We start from the raw sequence: 17347 nt of genomic DNA on the forward strand, positions 1-17347 counted from the left end.
ACGCCCCGTACGACGGAAGCGGCCCGGCACACCGGAAGGTGTGCCGGGCCGCTTCCGTGTCAGCGGGTGCCGCGCAGGCGGCGCCACGGGGTGAAGGTGAACACCGCGCCGCCGAGCAGGATCACCGTGCCGGCGACCAGGGCCAGGGCCTTGATTCCGCCCTCGTCCTGCGCGCCGGTCTCGGCGAGGCCGCCCGAGGTGGCGCTGCCGGTGGTGCTCGTGGAGGAGCCGGAGCCGCCCGGCTGGGCGGTGGTGTCCAGTTCCAGCGAGACGCCGCTGCTCGTCGCCTTGCAGGGCACGTTGATCGGCGTGGATCCGGGGGCCATCGTGACGTCGATCGTCAGCTGGTCCGGGCTGAGCGTCACCTTGCCGGACTTGCCGGGCTTGTAGGTGCCGGTCATGTCGCTGAGGCTGACCGGGGCCTTGTCCGGGATCGGCTCCGCGTTGGCCGGGCCGGAGACCTTGACCGTGCCGCTGTCCGCCCCGCCGAGCTTCACGTCCATGGAGGGCTTGAGCGCTCCGGCGGGCAGGGCCATGGGTGCCGCCATCGCGCCCTTGGCGGTCTTGACCGTCAGGTCGTAGCTGCCGCCGTTCTTCTTCGCGTTGATCGTGACCGGGGTCTTGATGCCGCCCGGGACGACCGGCCCGCAGTCGAAGGCCACCTCGACCGCCTTGCCCGGGAAGTCGGTCTGGCCGCCCCCGCCGCCGGTGGTCGTGCCACCAGTGGTCGTACCGCCGGTCGTCGTGCCGCCCGTGGTGGCCCCACCGGCCGTCGTGCCGCCGGTCGTCGTGCCGCCCGTGGTGGTTCCACCGGTCGTCGTGCCACCGCTGGAGCCGGCCGCCACGTCGATGGTGGCCCCGACCCCCACGCTGCCGGTCGGGGCGCACTTGGTGACGAAGGTGCCGAAGGAGAAGGTGACGGCCACGTCGTACTTGCCGGGGGTCAGCGTGATCTTCCCGGCCTTGGTGAGCTTCAGCTTGCCCTTCATCACGGACATCACCATGGGCGCCTTCTTCGGGATCGGCGGGTTCTTCTTCTCCCCGACGACCTTCAGCTCACCGCCGCCGCCCACGGTGATCCAGCCGGTGGGCTGGACGGCGTCCTGCGGGATGTCCATCAGGTCCGTGTTGTTCGAGGCCGGCTTCACCGTCTCCCAGGACACGTCGACCTCGTCGCCGACCTTCGCCGAGGCGGGAGCGGTGACCTTGGCGGTGGTCTCCCCCTCCACCGGACCGCCGCCCCCGGCCGGGGGAACGCATTTGACGTTGAACTTGGTCTCCGCGGCCTGGGCGGGAGTGGCTCCGATGGCGATACCGGCGCCGCCGAGCAGCAGCGCGATCACGGCCGCGCTCACCCTCCGTTGGGTATTCACGAATGTCCCTTCGTCGTCGAACGGTTCTCAGACGGTGCGGACGCCTGTGGTGCTGTGCCCGGCGGGTTGTCCGGGGTGAACCACGGCAGGACCGCCGTGGTGGTCTGGGGGGACCGCTCCGGGTGGTCGGGGCCCGGGGGCGGCTCGGGGGTCCGCGGGGCCCCGAGCCTCGGCAGCCGGGCCGTCACCGCGGAGGCGGAGGCCGGGGGACCCGTACCGCGGTGCCGGCCGGCGGCGGGCGCGGCGCGCGGGCGCACCCGGTCGACGATCGCCATGCCGATACGGAAGACCGCGGCCGGGACCACCAGCAGGAGCAGGGCCCGGAAGAGCAGCACCCCGTACGGCCGGTCCACGCCCCAGGGCTGCGTGGCCACCACGGTCTCGCCGTACTTGAGGGAGATCGTGTAGTCGCCGTGGGCGCCGGCGGCGAGGCCCACGTCGAGCGCGATCTCCGCCTTGCCGCCGGGCGCGATGGTGCCCTTCCAGCGGGCCTCCTCCCACAGCGGGGCGAACACCCCGTGCGCGGTGCCGAGCTGGAAGACCGGGTCCTTGACCGGGACCGGGCCGAGATTGCCGACGGTGACCTTGAACTTCCGGGTGGGCGGGGCACCGAACCAGGTCAGCACCCCGTCCTCGCCCTCCAGCCGGACCCCGGTGAGCATCGCGAGGCGGGCCGTGCCGGATTCGGCGGGCAGCTCGGCCACCGGGTGGTCGGTGATCTTCAGGGGGGTCGCGACGGTGGACCGGTCGCCGTTGACGGAGGTGGCGTTGACGATGCAGGGGCACGGTTTGGGCGGTGCCACCACGGGCAGCCGGGCGGTGAACCGGCCGTCGTCGCCGACCGAGACGGCGGCGCCGTCGGCGTTGGCGCAGCTGTTGGTACCGCCGATCATGTTCTGGCCGCAGACCAGCAGCATCACCAGCGTCCTGGCCGGCCAGCCGGTACCGGTGACGGTGATCCCGGTGCCCTTGGCGGCCTCCTGGAGCGAGAGCGACACGGCCGGGTTGCCCTCGGCGGCGGCGGCCGGGCCCGCGGGGAACAGGGCGAGGGCGCACACCGCCAGCCCCGCGGCCAGCAGCGCTCCGACTCTTCTCACCTGGCGGCTCCCGTCAGTTCGTGGTGCGGTGCTGGGGGCGTCGGGCCGGCCGCGGGCGGCGCGTCCGGCGCCGGGCCCGGGCCGGGCACGGCCCGTCGGCCCCGTACGAGGTACAGCGCGGCGGCGGTGGCCGCGCCGAGGCCGAGCAGGCCGGCCCCGGCCCGGCCGGCCGGGCCCCCGGGGACGAGCCAGCGCGAGCCGGTGCCCACCGCGCGGGCGCCGCCGGGGGCGGTCACGGTGAGGGTGACGCGGACCCGGTCGAGGGCCGGGGCGCCGGGCCAGGGCTCGGTGAGCTCCACCCGACGGCCGGGGAGCAGTTCCACGGGCAGGGCGCGGCCGCGGGGCGGGTCGGACACCTCGCCGAGGAAGCCCTCGGCACGGATCCGGAGCTCGGGGGCGAGGGCCACGTTGCCGCGGTTGACGAGGGTGTAGGCGATGACGGCGGCCGGGCCCCGGCCCCGTACGGCGACGTCCTCGACCGTGAGGGCGGCCAGGGCGGGACCGCCGACCCGCAGGTGGACCCGTACTCCGACCTCGTGGCCGCCCTCGGTGGCGATCACGGCGGCGGGGTGGTCGCCGGGCGGCGACGCGGGCGGCACGGTGAGGGTGAAGGGGACCACGGCGCGGGTGCGGGGCGGGACCTTCACGGTGGCGGCCGCACCGAAGCTGATCCAGGAACCGGCCGCGTCGGCCCCGCGCAGGGTGATGGTGCGCTCCTGGTCGGAGGTGTTCGCCAGGGTGAGGCGGTCCTCCAGCACGGTGCCGGCGGCACCGGCCAGGTAGAAGTACGGGCGGACGGTGGCCGCCGCTCCGGAGGCGGGCTCGGCGGTCCAGCCGGGTTCGCCGGCCGCCGCGGGGCGCGCGGGAGCCGCGTACAGCGTCACGGCGGCGAGCAGGAGGACGGCGGCGGCGCGCCTCGGGGTGCGGAGCACGGGCATGACCGGGGTGCTCCGTTCAGGACCCGGCCCGCCGGCCGCGCCGGGTCAGCCAGAGCACGCCGACGGCCCCGGAGAGCAGCACGGTGCCGCCGAGGGTGCCGAGGGCCGGGGCGGAGTCGGCGGGCCCGGTCTGCGGGAGGGTGTCGCCGGTGGTTTCGGCGCCGGACTGCACGGCCCCGCCGCCGGGTGCCTTGACGTCGAGCTCCAGGGAGGGCTTCGGGCTGTTGCCGGGGGTGCAGGTCGTGGTGGTGCCCATCGCCATGATGGTGAGCACCCCGGCGGTGAAGGTGACCTTGCCGCTCTTCTTGGGCGTGTAGGTGCCCGAGAGGTCGGTGATCTTGATGGGGGTGTCCGGGGGCACGGCCTCGGGGTTGGACGGACCCGAGACCGGTACGGACGCCTTCTCGGCGCCGTCGACGAGGATGACGGCGCTGGGGCTCATCGCCCCCTTGCCGAGTTCGATCGGGCTGGACGAGACACCCTTCTGGAAGGTCATCGTCAGCTTGTATCCGCCGCCCTGCTCGACGGCCTTGATGTCGATGGGCGACACCGCCGACTTGTCGCCGATCGGGGTCTTGCAGTCGTAGGCGACGTCGACGACGGCGGCATGGGCCGCGGGGGCGGTGAACAGCACCGCCGATCCGGCCAGCGCGGAGGCCAGCGCGAGCGCGGTGGAGCGTTTGCGGTCGGACACCTTCGTCTTCCCCTCGGGCCACGGAAAACTGACGACACATCAGATCGGTGGCTCAAGGTAAGCCCGGGGGCCTACGGAGGGAAGACAAAGGACAACCCGGGATTGACCGTTCGTCAGTGCACGCGGCGGCCCCGCTGCCAGACGCCGGAAACGAGCGGTACGCCCGGCCGGTAGGCGAGGTGGACATGGCTCGGGGCGTCCAGCAGGGCCAGGTCGGCGCGGGCCCCCGGGGCCACGCGGCCGATGTCCTCGCGGCGCAGGGCGCGGGCGCCGCCGGCGGTGGCCGACCAGAGGGCCTCGTCGGGGGTCATCCGCATGTCGCGGACGGCGAGCGCGATGCAGAACGGCATCGAGCTCGTGTAGGAGGACCCGGGGTTGCAGTCCGTGGACAGGGCGACGGTGGCGCCCGCGTCGATCAGGCGCCGGGCGTCGGGCCACTGGGCGCGCGTGGAGAACTCGGCGCCGGGCAGCAGGGTGGCGACGGTGGTGCCGGCGGCCTGCGCGAGGGCGTCCACGTCGGCGTCGGTGAGGTGGGTGCAGTGGTCGGCGGAGGCGGCCTCCAGCTCCACGGCGAGCTGGACGCCGGGTCCGTAGGAGAGCTGGTTGGCGTGCACGCGGGGGATCAGCCCGGCGGCGGCCCCGGCGGTGAGGATCGCGCGGGCCTGGTCGCCGTCGAAGGCGCCCTTCTCGCAGAAGACGTCCACCCAGCGGGCGTACGGGGCGCAGGCCTCCAGCATCTCGCCGGTGACGAGGCCGACGTAGCCGGCCGGGTCCTCGGCGAAGTCGGGGGAGACGATGTGCGCGCCGAGGTAGGTGACCTCCTCGGTGTGCGCCGCGGCGATGCGCAGGGCGCGGGCCTCGTCGGCGACGGTGAGGCCGTAGCCGGACTTGGTCTCGAAGGTGGTGGTGCCCTGGCGGCGGGCCTCGTCGAGGTGGCGCACCAGATTGGCCTCGAGCTCCGCGTCGGTGGCGGCGCGGGTGGCGGCGACGGTGGTGCGGATGCCGCCGGCGGAGTAGGCGCGGCCCGACATCCGGGCGTTGAACTCCTGGGTGCGGTCACCGGCGAAGACGAGGTGGGAGTGGGAGTCGACGAAGCCGGGGATCAGAGCCCGGCCCTGCGCGTCGAAGCTCTCGTCGGCGGCCGGGGCCTGTGCCGTCGGGCCGACCCAGGCGATGCGGTCGCCGTCGATGACGACGGCGGCGTTCTCGATCAGACCGAGGGGGCTGCCGTCGCCGAGGGCTGGGTCGTTGGTGACGAGGCTGCCGACATTGGTGATGACGGTGGTGGTCATGGGGTCCTCTCAGAGGGTTCGTTCCCCCACCCCGCCCTTTCGCCGTTTCCTGGGGCTCCGCCCCGGACCCCGCGCCTCAAACGCCGGCGGGGCTGTATTTCAGCCCGTCCGGCGTTTGAGGACCGGGTCCGGGCAGAGCCCGGTTTCAGGAAGGGGCGGGGTGGGGGAAAGCCCGCCGCAGGCGGCACGGTCAGGAGCGCAGGGCTGCGATGGACTCGGCAAGGGCGGACGGGACGTCGGCGACCAGGGTGTGGTGGCCGTCGCGGACGATGTGGCGGCCGCCGACCACCGTGTGGCGGACGTCCGAGGCGGTGGCGGCGAACACCGCCGTCTCGGCGCCGAGGCGCGCCGGCGGACCCGCCGTGCGTACGGAGTCCAGCGCGATCGTGGTGAAGTCCGCGAGCGCGCCCGCCTCCAGACGGCCCGCGTCCGGGAGTCCGAGGGCGGCGTGGCCGTCCCCGGTGGCGGCGGTCAGCAGGGCGTTCGCCGTCCAGTGGCCCCGGGTGCGGCTGCGCAGGCGCTCGTCGAGCTCCATCGCGCGGGCCTCTTCGAGCAGGTCGATCACCGCGTGGCTGTCGCTGCCCAGGGACAGCGGGCTGCCCGCGTGCTGGAGCCGGGTCGCCGGGCCGATGCCGTCCGCGAGGTCGCGTTCGGTGGTGGGGCACATGCACGTACCGGTCGTGGTCCCGCCCAGGAGGGCGATGTCCGCATCGGTGAGGTGCGTGTTGTGGACGCCGGTGGTGCGCGGGCCGAGCACGCCGTGGTCGGCCAGCAGCTGGGTCGGGGTGCGCCCGTGGGCGGCCTGGCAGGCGTCGTTCTCCGCGGTCTGCTCGGAGAGGTGGACGTGCAGGGGCGCCCGGCGCTCCTCGGCCCAGCCGGCCACGGTGGCCAGTTCGGCGGCGGGTACCGCGCGGACCGAGTGGACGGCCGCGCCGATCAGGGCGTGCTCGCGGGGCTTCAGCGCGCTCGCGCGCTCGGCCCAGGCCTCGGCGGTGCCGTCGGAGAAACGCAGCTGGTGGGTGTTGGGGGCTTCGCCGAAGCCCGAGGACAGGTACGCGGTGTCCAGGAGCGTGATCCGGATGCCGGCCGCGGCCGCGGCCTCGATCAGGGCCTCGCCCATCGCGTTCGGGTCGGCGTAGGCGGTGCCGCCGGGCGCGTGGTGGACGTAGTGGAACTCGCCGACGTTGGTGATGCCGGCCAGCGCCATCTCCGCGTACACCGCGCGGGCGAGCGCGAAGTAGCTGTCGGGGGTGAGGTTCTGGGCGACCTTGTACATGAGGTCGCGCCAGGTCCAGAAGGTGCCCGAGCCGACCTGGACCGTGCCCCGCAGGGCCCGGTGGAAGGCGTGGCTGTGCGCGTTGGCCAGCCCGGGGACCGTCAGGCCGCGCAGCACCTCGGCGCCCGGCGGCGGGGTCTGCACCCCGGTGCGCAGGGCGCCGATCCGCCCGTCTTCGGTGACATCGAGGGCCACGCCCGGCTCGACATGAGTGCCGAGCCAGGCGTGCTCCAGCCAGTACGTCGTCAACGACATGCCAGGCCTTCCAGTACGTCGGCGAGGGCGAGGACGCCGGCCACGCAGTCGTCCTCGGCGGCGAACTCCCGCGGGGAGTGGGAGACGCCGGTCGGGTTCCGTACGAACAGCATCGCGGTCGGCACGGCGGCGGAGAGGATTCCGGCGTCGTGTCCCGCTCCGGTACCGAGGACGGGGACCGAACCTCCCAGGATCCGGTTCATCTCGTCGCGCAGGGCGTGCTCGAACTCGACGACCGGGGTGAAGGACTCCCGGACGATGCCGAGGTCGATGCCGTCCTGGTCGGCGCGCTCGCGGGCGGCCTTCTCGATGGCCGTGACGACCGTGTCGAGGGTGGCCTGGTCGGCGGCGCGGGAGTCGAGCCAGCCGCGCACGAGCGAGGGGATGGCGTTGACCCCGTTGGGCTCGACCGAGATCTTCCCGAAGGTGGCGACGGCGCCGGCGAGGGCCGCCTCCGTACGGGCGGCCAGCACGGTCGCCGCGTACGTCAGCATCGGGTCGCGCCGGTCCACCAGGCGGGTGGTGCCGGCGTGGTTGGCCTCGCCGCGGAAGTCGAACCGCCAGCGGCCGTGCGGCCAGATCGCGGAGGCGATGCCGACCCGGTCCCCGGACAGGTCCAGGGCCCGGCCCTGTTCCACGTGCAGCTCGACGAAGGCGCCGATCCGGCCGAGGCGTTCGGGGTCGGCCCCGATGGCCTCGGGGTCGTATCCGGCGGCCTCCATGGCCTGGGGCAGGGAGATGCCCTCGGCGTCGCGCAGCTCGTACGCCTTGTCCTTGGTCAGCTGCCCGGCGGCGAGCCGGGAGCCGACGCAGGCGAGCCCGAAGCGGGCGCCCTCCTCGTCACCGAAATTGGTGATGGCGAGCGGCCGGGAGAACTCCGCGCCCCTGCTGCGGAGCTCGTCCAGGGCCGCGAAGGAGGACACCACGCCGAGGGGGCCGTCGAAGGCCCCGCCGTCGGGGACGGAGTCCAGGTGCGAGCCGGTGACCACGGCGTCCCCCGCGAGGGGGTCGCCGAGCCAGGCCCACTGGTTGCCGTTGCGGTCCGTCTCGTACGTCAGCCCGCGCGCCTCGGCCTGCTCCTGGAACCAGGTCCGGCAGTCGGCGTCGGCCCCGCTCCAGGCGTACCGGCGGTATCCGCCGGTACCGGCGTCGCGGCCGATGGGCGCGAGCTCGGCCCACATGTCGTGGAAGGTCACGCGTCGTCGCCCTCACGCATGGGGACGCGGACGCCGCGCTCGTCGGCGACCGTCTCGGCGATGTCGTAGCCGGCGTCGACGTGGCGGATGACGCCCATGCCGGGGTCGTTGGTGAGGACGCGGCGGATCTTCTCGCCGGCCAGCGCGGTGCCGTCGGCGACCGTGACCTGGCCCGCGTGGATCGAGCGGCCCATGCCGACGCCGCCGCCGTGGTGGATGGAGACCCAGGAGGCGCCGGAGGCGACGTTGACCATGGCGTTGAGCAGCGGCCAGTCGGCGATCGCGTCGGAGCCGTCGAGCATGGCCTCGGTCTCGCGGTACGGGGAGGCCACCGAGCCGCAGTCGAGGTGGTCGCGGCCGATCGCCAGCGGGGCGGCGAGGGTGCCGTCGGCCACCATCTCGTTGAAGCGCTCGCCGGCCTTGTCGCGCTCGCCGTAGCCGAGCCAGCAGATGCGCGCGGGCAGGCCCTGGAAGTGGACGCGCTCGCCGGCCATCTTGATCCAGCGGTGCAGGGACTCGTTCTCCGGGAAGAGCTCCAGCATCGCCTTGTCGGTCTTGTGGATGTCCGAGGCCTGGCCGGACAGGGCGGCCCAGCGGAAGGGGCCCTTGCCCTCGCAGAACAGCGGGCGGATGTAGGCCGGGACGAAGCCGGGGAAGGCGAAGGCGCGGTCGTAGCCGGCCAGCTGGGCCTCGCCGCGGATGGAGTTGCCGTAGTCGAAGACCTCGGCGCCGGCGTCCATGAAGCCGACCATGGCCTCGACGTGCTTGGCCATGGACTCGCGGGCGCGGGTGGTGAAGCCGGCCGGGTCCTTGGCGGCGTAGGAGGCCATGTCGTCGAAGTCGACGCCCACGGGCAGGTACGACAGCGGGTCGTGGGCGGAGGTCTGGTCCGTCACGATGTCGATCGGGGCGCCCTCGGCCAGCATCTGCGGGAGCAGCTCGGCGGCGTTGCCGAGGAGGCCGATGGAGAGCGGCTTGCGGGCGTCGCGGGCCTCGACGGCCAGCTGGAGGGCGTGGCGCAGGTTGTCGGCCTTGACGTCCAGGTAGCGGTGCTCGATGCGGCGGTCGATGGCACGCGGGTCGACGTCGATGCAGATCGCGACGCCGTCGTTCATCGTGACGGCCAGCGGCTGGGCGCCGCCCATGCCGCCGAGGCCGGCGGTGAGGGTGATGGTGCCGGCCAGGGTGCCGTTGAACTTCTTCGCGGCGACGGCGGCGAACGTCTCGTAGGTGCCCTGGAGGATGCCCTGGGTGCCGATGTAGATCCAGGACCCGGCGGTCATCTGGCCGTACATGGTCAGGCCGAGGTGCTCCAGGCGGCGGAACTCCTCCCAGTTGGCCCAGTCGCCGACGAGGTTGGAGTTGGCGAGCAGGACGCGCGGCGCCCACTCGTGGGTCTGCATCACGCCGACCGGGCGGCCGGACTGGACCAGCATCGTCTCGTCCTGCTTGAGGGTCTGCAGGGTGCGGACCATCGCGTCGTACGAGCGCCAGTCGCGGGCGGCCTTGCCGGTGCCGCCGTAGACGACGAGCTTGTCGGGGTGCTCGGCGACCTCGGGGTCGAGGTTGTTCTGCAGCATCCGCAGGGCGGCTTCCTGCTGCCATCCCAGGGTGCTGAGCTCGGTGCCTCGCGCGGCACGTACGGGGCGGGGTCCTGACATGGCGTTGCCTCCTCCGATGTTGGTCAATCTATTCATATCCTCCCGCCCTGAATAGATTCAGTCAACAGCTGCGGGCGGCCCCGTCGAATGATGGGATGGCCGACATGGGCACCGAGGACGCCGCCGAGAGCGCCGCCGCGAGCACTGCCGCGCGCCGTGACCTGGCCGTACGAGCCGCCGTCGAGCAGGGGATCGTCGGCGGGGCCGACCCCGCACCGCCCCTGGTCTGCCTGCTGGACGTCACCGGGATCCGGGCCTCCGCAGCCGCCCTGACCGGTGCCTTCGCCGCCGCCCCGGCGCCCGGCACCCCCGTCCTGCACACCTTCGCCGTCAAGGCCTGCCCGCTCGTCCCGGTACTGCGGCTGCTCGCCGCCGCCGGGCTGGGCTGCGAGGTGGCCAGCCCCGGCGAGCTGGCACTGGCCCGGGCCGCAGGAGTCCCCGCCGACCGGATCGTCCTGGACTCCCCCGCCAAGACGGTGGCCGAGCTGCGCGAGGCCCTGGCGCTCGGCGTCGCCGTCAACGCCGACAACCGGCAGGAGCTGGAACGCCTCGACGCGCTCGTCGGCCGGGCGCCGACCACGTCCCCGATCGGCGTCCGGATCAATCCGCAGACCGGCGCCGGGGCCATCGACGCCCTGTCCACGGCGACCGCGACCTCGAAGTTCGGCATCGCCCTGCGCGACCCGGGCGCGCGCGCCCGGCTCGTCCGGGCCTGCCTGGACCGGCCCTGGCTCACCCGCCTGCACGTCCACTCGGGCTCCCAGGGCGTCCCCCTGCCCCTGATCGCGGAAGGCGTACGGGACCTGCACGCCCTCGCCGAGGAGATCAACGCGGCGGCCGGGCGGCGGCAGATCGACACCCTCGACATCGGCGGCGGCCTGCCGGTGAACTTCGCCTCGGACGAGGAGACCCCCACCCACGCGCAGTACGCGGCCGCCCTGCGCGCGGCGGTCCCCGCCCTGTTCGACGGCTCGTACGGCCTGGTCACGGAGTTCGGCCGGTCCCTGCTGGCCAAGCACGGCCTGGTCCTGGCCCGGGTGGAGTACACCAAGAGCAGCGGCTCCCGGCCGATCGCGCTCACCCACGCCGGGGTCCAGCTGGCGACCCGCACCGCGTACGCCCCGGCGGCCTGGCCCGTGCGGATCCTGCCCTACGACGCGAAGGGCGCCCCGAAGACCGGCGACCCGGTGGCCCATGACATCGCGGGCCCCGCATGCTTCGCGGGCGACCTGCTCGCCGCGGCCCGCGAGCTGCCGCCGCTCGCCCCCGGCGACCTGATCGGCGTCCCGGACACCGGCGCGTACTTCTTCACGGCCCACTACGGCTACAACAGCCTGCCCCGCCCGGCGGTCCACGGCTTCACGCTCACCCCGTCGGGCGAGGTCCGCTTCAGCCTCGTCCGACCCGCACAGGACCTGCCGTCGATCGTCGCGGAGGCGGGCGGCGCACTGCGCGACGCCCTGCTGTAGCGGGCCCAGGCCGTCTCTTCCGGAGCACCCTGCTGCCGCTGCTCGCCCGCATCCCGGCGCTGCGCGACCGCCTCGCCGCCGAGCTGGCGGAGCTCAACTACCGCTGAGACTCATTCCACGGCTCACTCCACGAAGAGGCCACGGGCCGCGGCCCGCGCGTCGAAGGCCTCCAGACGGGCCTGCGCGTCCGGCAGGGCGTCCGCCATCGACTCCAGCAGCACCCGGCCCAGGAGCATCGGCGCACAGGCCGTGTCGAAGGCCAGCCCGGTGCCGACCTGCGCCGGGATCAGCAGGTCCGAGTGGCGCGCCACGGGGGCGAAGGCCGAGTCAGCGACCGTGACCACCGTGAGGCCGGCCCGCCGCGAGCGTTCCAGCGTGTCCACGACCTCCCGGGAGTGGCGGGGCAGCGCGAAGCAGATCAGCGCCGTGGCCCCCTCGTAGCGCGCCGCGTCGATGCGGTCCTCCATCATCGAGCCGCCCTCGTCGAGGAGCCGGACGTCCGGGTGGACCTTCGACGCGAAGTACGCGAACCCGCGCGCCTGCGAGGAGGCCGCCCGCAGCCCGAGCACCAGCAGCGGGGTCGAGGCGGCGAGCAGCCGCCCCGCCTCCTGGACCGGCGCGGGATCGGCGAGCATCGCCGCCAGCTGCCGGAGGTTCTCGATCTCGCCGAGGACGGCCTGCTGGTACTCGTTGTACGAATCCTCGTGCGCGGCCTCGGGCCGCTCGGCGGGGGCCACCTCGCGCAGGTGGCGGCGCAGCGCCGGATATCCGTCGAAGCCCAGTGCCACGGCGAAGCGGGTCACCGAGGGCTGGCTCACCCCGGCCAGTTCGGCGAGCTCGACGCTCGACAGGAAGGGCACCTCCGCCGCCCCGCGCACCATGCAGTGCGCGATCCGCCGCTGGGTCGGCGTCAGCCGGTGCCCCTCGAACAGCTTCTGCAGCCGCGCGGCCGGGCTGTCACTCATCCCGTCCCCTCCGTCCCGGTGAAATATTCAGTCACGGAGCACTCTGCATGCGGTTATGCAGCGGGGCAAGCCGTGCCCGCGATCCGGATACGGGGGCTAGCCCCCGTGCCGGGGCGGGCCGGGGTTCCTACGGTGGGGGCATGGACGCCCACGCCCAAGAGCTGAAGAAGGAATTCGACGCGACGATGGACGCCCGGCGCGAGCTGGGTCCGGAGTACGAGGCCGCGCTCGTGGACTCGTTCGTCGAGAAGGTCGACACGCAGGTCCGGCGCCGGCTCGCGGAGGAACGCCTGTCCGCGGCCCGCGGTGGCGGCCGAGCGCCCGCCACCGCACCGGGGGACGGGAACTTCGGCGAACGCTTCGGATTCGCGATCATCACCCTGGTCCTGGCGATCCCGCTGTCGGCGATCGCCGCCACGCAGGCGCGGCTGCCGGGGCTGATCGTCGCCTGGGCGGGGATCGCGGGCGTGAACTTCATCCATGCCCATCGCCTCCGGCGCGGTACGCAGGACCCCGGGGACTGACCCCGGGCCGCCGCCGCCACCGCGGAGGCGAACGGAGCCCCGGAAAAGCTTGCGCGGGGACCGCCGCACCCTCGGTCGCCCGAGGGGCGGGACGACGGCGGTCCCCGCGATGGACACGGCCGGGTCAGGGCCGTCCGCGTCCGTGGCGCACGCGCTGTCCGGGAGCCGCTCCGGAGGCACGCACACGCCGTTCCGTGGTGCCGGCCGGGTTCCGGTCTCCCGGACCTCCCTGCCGACAACCACCACTGTGCCGGAGCCGTGTTAAGCCGGTGCTGCCGTCACGTGTCATGCCCGTACCGTTTGCGCGAAGGCCGCGCCATCCGCCGGGTGCCCGGGGCGGGAGGCGGGCCGTGGGCCCGCGCCCCGCCCCCGGGCGCGCCGCGGGCTACTTCGCGGACTTGGCCAGGAAGGCCAGCAGGTCCTGACGGCTCACCACACCGGTGGGCTTGCCCTCGACCAGCACGATCGCCGCGTCGGCCTCGCCGAGCACCGACATCAGCTCGGACACCGGCTCACCGGAGCCGACCTGCGGCAGCGGGGAGCTCATGTGCTTCTCCAGCGGGTCCGTCAGGGAGGCCCGCTGGGCGAACAGCGCCGCCAGGAGCTCCTTCTCGACGACGGAGCCGATGACCTCGGCGGCCATCACGTCCGGGTGACCGGCGCCCGGCTTGACGATCGGCATCTGGGAGACGCCGTACTCGCGCAGGACCTCGATGGCCTCGCCGACGGTCTCCTCGGGGTGCATGTGGACGAGGGAGGGGATGCCGCCCTCCTTGTCGTTCAGCACGTCACCGATGCGCGCGGCGGGTCCGGCCTCCTCCAGGAAGCCGTGTCCCGCCATCCACTCGTCGCTGAAGATCTTGCTGAGGTAGCCGCGGCCGCTGTCCGGCAGCAGGACGACGACCACGTCGTCCGGGCCGAGGCCCTCGGCGGCCTTCAGCGCCGCGACGACCGCCATGCCGCAGGAGCCGCCGACGAGCAGGCCCTCCTCCTTGGCGAGGCGGCGGGTCATCTGGAAGGAGTCCTTGTCGGACACCGCGATGATCTCGTCGGTGACGTTGGGGTCGTAGGCGGTCGGCCAGAAGTCCTCGCCGACGCCCTCGACGAGGTACGGACGGCCGGAGCCGCCGGAGTAGACCGAGCCCTCGGGGTCGGCGCCGATGACCTTGACTTTCCCGCCGCTGACCTCCTTGAGGTAGTTGCCGGTGCCGGAGATCGTGCCGCCCGTGCCGACGCCCGCGACGAAGTGGGTGATCTTCCCGTCCGTCTGGTCCCACAGCTCGGGGCCGGTGGTCTCGTAGTGCGAACGGGGGTTGTTCGGGTTGCTGTACTGGTCGGGCTTCCAGGCGCCGGGCTCACGCGCGAGGCGGTCGGACACGTTGTAGTACGAGTCCGGGTGCTCGGGGTCGACGGCGGTCGGGCAGACCACGACCTCGGCGCCGTACGCGCGCATCACGTTGATCTTGTCCATGGACACCTTGTCAGGGCAGACGAAGATGCACTTGTAGCCCTTCTGCTGGGCCACGATGGCGAGTCCTACCCCCGTGTTGCCGCTGGTCGGCTCCACGATGGTGCCGCCGGGCTTGAGGGCTCCGCTCTGCTCGGCGGCCTCGATCATCCGTACGGCGATCCGGTCCTTCACGGATCCACCGGGATTGAAGTACTCGACCTTCGCAAGGACGGTGGCCTGCAGGCCTTCGGTCACACGGTTGAGCTTCACCAGCGGGGTGTTGCCGACGAGGCTGATCATCGAGTCGTGGAATTGCACCATGTTCTCCAAGGAGGGGACTCCACGGGTTCTCCGGGAGGTCTGGCCAGAGTATGCGGAAAGGGATTGGCCGACCGTCCGTACGGGGCAGGTAGGGATCAATGAGGACCGAGGAGGTGGCCTGAAGGATGTCCAGGGCGAGAACAGCCCGCCGGATCGCGGCGGGGGCAGCGTACGGCGGAGGCGGACTCGGACTGGTCGGGGCCGCCGCGGTCGGGCTGGTGGTGGCCGAGATGCAGTTCGCCAGGCGGGCGGTGGGCTCGGGGCTGCCGGAGCCACCGCGGGCCGACGGGCTGTACGGGAGCGAATTCGGCGGGCCGGAGCAGAGCCCGGGCCCGCTGCACCTGGGCATGCTGGGTGATTCCACGGCCGCGGGACTGGGCGTACGGCGGGCCCGGCAGACTCCCGCGGCCCTGATGGCCTCCGGGCTGGCGGCGGTGGCGGAGCGGCCCGTGGAGCTGCGCAACGTAGCCCTTTCGGGGGCCATGTCGGACGACCTGGACCGGCAGGTCGGCCTGCTGCTGGACGGCCCCGGGCCGCCCCCGGACGTCTGCGTGATCATGATCGGGGCGAACGACGTGACCCGCCGGATGCCGCCGACGCAGTCGGTGCGGCTGCTCACCGCGGCCGTGCGCAGGCTGCGCATGGCCGGTTCCGAGGTCGTCGTGGGCACCTGCCCCGACCTGGGCACGATCGAGCCGGTCTACCAGCCGCTGCGCTGGCTGGCGCGCCGGGTCTCGCGCCAGCTGGCGGCCGCGCAGACCATAGGAGTGGTCGCGCTGGGTGCCCGTACGGTCTCCATGGGGGACCTGCTGGGCCCGGAGTTCGCCGCGAACCCGCGCGAGATGTTCGGCCCGGACTCCTACCACCCCTCGGCCGAGGGGTACGCGACCGCCGCCATGGCCGTGCTGCCGACGCTGTGCGCGACACTGGGCCTGTGGCCGGAGTCGGACCGGCTGGACGTGTCCCGGGACGAGGACATGCTGCCGGTGGCGAAGGCCGCGTCGGCCGCGGCGGGCCAGGCGGGCACGGAGGTCACGGCCGCCCGCGGCCCCTGGGTGCTGCTCAAGCACCGCCGGAGGCGGCGGGTGCCGGCCACGGACCCGGCCCAGCCGGTGGTGCCGTAGGCCCCGGCCGGGTGGTCCGTGCGGGTTCGGACGGCCCGCCGCGACGCCCTGACCGTCGTCGCGTCCGGCGCCCACGGCCCGATGCCGCGGGCGAGTGCGGCCCGTGTCACACGCCCCGGCCGGTGACCTGGACCGTACGGGGCGGTAACTTCGCTTGCGGTCCCGCTCAGAGCCGCAACACACCCTTGGAGTCCCGATGCCCGAAGCAGTCATCGTTTCCACCGCCCGCTCCCCCATCGGGCGCGCCTTCAAGGGGTCCCTCAAGGACGTGCGGCCGGACGACCTGACCGCGACGATCATCCAGGCCGCCCTGGCCAAGGTCCCCGGCCTGGACCCGCGCGAGATCGACGACCTGATGCTCGGCTGCGGCCTGCCCGGCGGTGAGCAGGGCAACAACCTGGCCCGCATCGTGGCCGTGCAGATGGGCATGGACTTCCTGCCCGGCACCACCATCACCCGCTACTGCTCCTCCTCGCTGCAGACCTCCCGGATGGCCCTGCACGCCATCAAGGCGGGCGAGGGCGACGTGTTCATCTCCGCGGGCGTGGAGACGGTGTCGCGGTTCGCGAAGGGCAACTCGGACTCCTGGCCCGACACCCACAACCCGCTCTTCGGCGACGCGGAGGCCCGTACGGCCGCCGTCGCCGAGTCGACCGGCTCCGACTGGCACGACCCGCGCGAGGACGGCCTCGTCCCCGACGCGTACATCTCGATGGGCCAGACCGCCGAGAACCTGGCCCGCCTCAAGGGCGTGACCCGCCAGGACATGGACGAGTTCGGCGTCCGCTCCCAGAACCTGGCCGAGGAAGCCATCAAGAACGGCTTCTGGGCCCGCGAGATCACCCCGATCACCACCCCGGACGGCACGGTCGTCTCCACGGACGACGGCCCGCGCGCGGGCGTGACCCTGGAGGGCGTGCAGGGCCTCAAGCCCGTCTTCCGCCCCGACGGCCTGGTCACGGCCGGCAACTGCTGCCCGCTGAACGACGGCGCCGCCGCGCTGGTCATCATGAGCGACACCAAGGCCCGGGAGCTGGGCCTGACCCCGCTGGCCCGGATCGTCTCCACCGGTGTCACCGGCCTCTCCCCCGAGATCATGGGCCTGGGCCCGGTCGAGGCGTCGAAGCAGGCCCTGAAGCGGGCCGGCCTGACCGTCGGCGACATCGACCTCTTCGAGATCAACGAGGCCTTCGCGGCCCAGGTCATCCCGTCGTACCGGGACCTGGAGATCCCCCTCGACAAGCTGAACGTCAACGGCGGAGCCATCGCCGTCGGTCACCCCTTCGGGATGACCGGCGCGCGCATCACCGGCACTCTGATCAACAGCCTGCAGTTCCACGACAAGCAGTTCGGTCTCGAGACCATGTGCGTGGGCGGCGGCCAGGGCATGGCCATGGTCATCGAGCGGCTGAGCTGAGCCGTAGCGGAGGGTAGGGGTCGTTCTGAGGCACGAAGAACGGCACCTGCCCGCAGCGGTGGCGAAGCTCAGCGCGACCACGAGATCGAGCGTATGAGCTAATTCGATCAAGAGCTCGACCCAGACGCCGCAAGGGATCCGGCCGGATCCCTTGCGGCGTACTGACACCGGATCTAACCCGGTCGCAGCCGACCTGTGACCAAATTTCCCCCAGGATGTGACCTATCTCCTGGGGGATCAATGTTTACGCAGGTCAAGGCTGGTACAGATGCGACCTGTGTGACCAAAGCCCTGT

The 17347-nt window shown here is 73.2% G+C and carries 14 protein-coding genes; 4 read left to right on the top strand and 10 right to left on the bottom strand.

Annotated features, from left to right (window positions below; translation table 11 throughout):
- Positions 1–59 precede the first annotated feature (59 nt).
- From ACXNSR_RS15660 to hutU, 8 genes are all read right to left on the bottom strand, one after another.
- Entirely contained in the window at positions 60–1355 is a 1296-nt protein-coding gene (locus tag ACXNSR_RS15660) for a hypothetical protein (protein ID WP_458642627.1), read from the bottom strand.
- A gap of 14 nt (positions 1356–1369) precedes the next feature.
- On the bottom strand, positions 1370–2470 hold the full coding sequence (locus tag ACXNSR_RS15665) for a hypothetical protein (protein ID WP_458642628.1): 1101 nt from the start codon (positions 2468–2470) through the stop codon (positions 1370–1372).
- Positions 2467–3408, bottom strand: a complete 942-nt coding sequence (locus tag ACXNSR_RS15670) for a COG1470 family protein (protein WP_458642629.1) — start codon at positions 3406–3408, stop codon at positions 2467–2469. The genes ACXNSR_RS15665 and ACXNSR_RS15670 overlap by 4 nt, the downstream gene beginning before the upstream one ends.
- A 16-nt stretch (positions 3409–3424) precedes the next feature.
- Positions 3425–4102: an LPXTG cell wall anchor domain-containing protein gene (locus ACXNSR_RS15675; RefSeq protein WP_458642630.1), complete on the bottom strand. Its 678-nt coding sequence runs from the start codon at positions 4100–4102 to the stop codon at positions 3425–3427.
- Positions 4103–4215: 113 nt separating this feature from the next.
- Positions 4216–5394, bottom strand: a complete 1179-nt coding sequence (hutI, locus tag ACXNSR_RS15680; RefSeq protein ID WP_458642631.1) for an imidazolonepropionase — start codon at positions 5392–5394, stop codon at positions 4216–4218.
- Between the two features lie 190 nt (positions 5395–5584).
- Positions 5585–6925: a formimidoylglutamate deiminase gene (locus tag ACXNSR_RS15685; protein WP_458642632.1), complete on the bottom strand. Its 1341-nt coding sequence runs from the start codon at positions 6923–6925 to the stop codon at positions 5585–5587.
- A complete protein-coding gene (locus ACXNSR_RS15690) occupies positions 6916–8106 on the bottom strand; it encodes an allantoate amidohydrolase (protein WP_301374663.1) in 1191 nt (396 codons plus the stop codon). Before ACXNSR_RS15690 ends, ACXNSR_RS15685 begins: the two co-directional genes overlap by 10 nt.
- Positions 8107–8117: 11 nt before the next feature.
- Complete coding sequence (gene hutU / locus ACXNSR_RS15695) at positions 8118–9782, bottom strand: urocanate hydratase (RefSeq protein WP_458642633.1); 1665 nt, start codon at positions 9780–9782, stop codon at positions 8118–8120.
- A 95-nt stretch (positions 9783–9877) separates the two neighbouring features.
- Here hutU and ACXNSR_RS15700 point away from each other — a divergent pair, with 95 nt between their 5' ends.
- Positions 9878–11251, top strand: a complete 1374-nt coding sequence (locus tag ACXNSR_RS15700) for a type III PLP-dependent enzyme domain-containing protein (RefSeq protein ID WP_458642634.1) — start codon at positions 9878–9880, stop codon at positions 11249–11251.
- A 122-nt stretch (positions 11252–11373) separates the two neighbouring features.
- On the opposite strand, the gene ACXNSR_RS15705 is transcribed toward ACXNSR_RS15700, so the two are convergent.
- Positions 11374–12216, bottom strand: a complete 843-nt coding sequence (locus tag ACXNSR_RS15705) for a MurR/RpiR family transcriptional regulator (protein ID WP_458642635.1) — start codon at positions 12214–12216, stop codon at positions 11374–11376.
- 140 nt (positions 12217–12356) lie between these two features.
- On the opposite strand from ACXNSR_RS15705, the gene ACXNSR_RS15710 reads away from it, so the two are divergent.
- A complete protein-coding gene (locus tag ACXNSR_RS15710; RefSeq protein WP_458642636.1) occupies positions 12357–12740 on the top strand; it encodes a hypothetical protein in 384 nt (127 codons plus the stop codon).
- A 385-nt stretch (positions 12741–13125) separates the two neighbouring features.
- Here ACXNSR_RS15710 and ACXNSR_RS15715 read toward each other — a convergent pair whose 3' ends face one another.
- Complete coding sequence (locus tag ACXNSR_RS15715) at positions 13126–14508, bottom strand: cystathionine beta-synthase (protein ID WP_376620111.1); 1383 nt, start codon at positions 14506–14508, stop codon at positions 13126–13128.
- A 128-nt stretch (positions 14509–14636) separates the two neighbouring features.
- On the opposite strand from ACXNSR_RS15715, the gene ACXNSR_RS15720 reads away from it, so the two are divergent.
- Together ACXNSR_RS15720 and ACXNSR_RS15725 are read left to right on the top strand one after the other, a co-directional pair.
- Complete coding sequence (locus ACXNSR_RS15720) at positions 14637–15635, top strand: SGNH/GDSL hydrolase family protein (RefSeq protein ID WP_458642637.1); 999 nt, start codon at positions 14637–14639, stop codon at positions 15633–15635.
- A gap of 196 nt (positions 15636–15831) precedes the next feature.
- Positions 15832–17052: an acetyl-CoA C-acetyltransferase gene (locus ACXNSR_RS15725; RefSeq protein ID WP_458642638.1), complete on the top strand. Its 1221-nt coding sequence runs from the start codon at positions 15832–15834 to the stop codon at positions 17050–17052.
- Positions 17053–17347: the final 295 nt, after the last annotated feature.

The sequence above is a fragment of the Streptomyces sp. NC-S4 genome (genome assembly GCF_054353315.1).

Coding starts and splice junctions, on each gene's coding strand:
- ACXNSR_RS15725 (WP_458642638.1), top strand. CDS start 15,832: ATGCCCGAAGCAGTCATCGTTTCCACCGCCCGCTCCCCCATCGGGCGC.
- ACXNSR_RS15685 (WP_458642632.1), bottom strand. CDS start 6,925: ATGTCGTTGACGACGTACTGGCTGGAGCACGCCTGGCTCGGCACTCAT.
- hutI (WP_458642631.1), bottom strand. CDS start 5,394: ATGACCACCACCGTCATCACCAATGTCGGCAGCCTCGTCACCAACGAC.
- ACXNSR_RS15690 (WP_301374663.1), bottom strand. CDS start 8,106: ATGTGGGCCGAGCTCGCGCCCATCGGCCGCGACGCCGGTACCGGCGGA.
- ACXNSR_RS15710 (WP_458642636.1), top strand. CDS start 12,357: ATGGACGCCCACGCCCAAGAGCTGAAGAAGGAATTCGACGCGACGATG.
- ACXNSR_RS15700 (WP_458642634.1), top strand. CDS start 9,878: ATGGCCGACATGGGCACCGAGGACGCCGCCGAGAGCGCCGCCGCGAGC.
- ACXNSR_RS15670 (WP_458642629.1), bottom strand. CDS start 3,408: ATGCCCGTGCTCCGCACCCCGAGGCGCGCCGCCGCCGTCCTCCTGCTC.
- ACXNSR_RS15705 (WP_458642635.1), bottom strand. CDS start 12,216: ATGAGTGACAGCCCGGCCGCGCGGCTGCAGAAGCTGTTCGAGGGGCAC.
- hutU (WP_458642633.1), bottom strand. CDS start 9,782: ATGTCAGGACCCCGCCCCGTACGTGCCGCGCGAGGCACCGAGCTCAGC.
- ACXNSR_RS15720 (WP_458642637.1), top strand. CDS start 14,637: ATGTCCAGGGCGAGAACAGCCCGCCGGATCGCGGCGGGGGCAGCGTAC.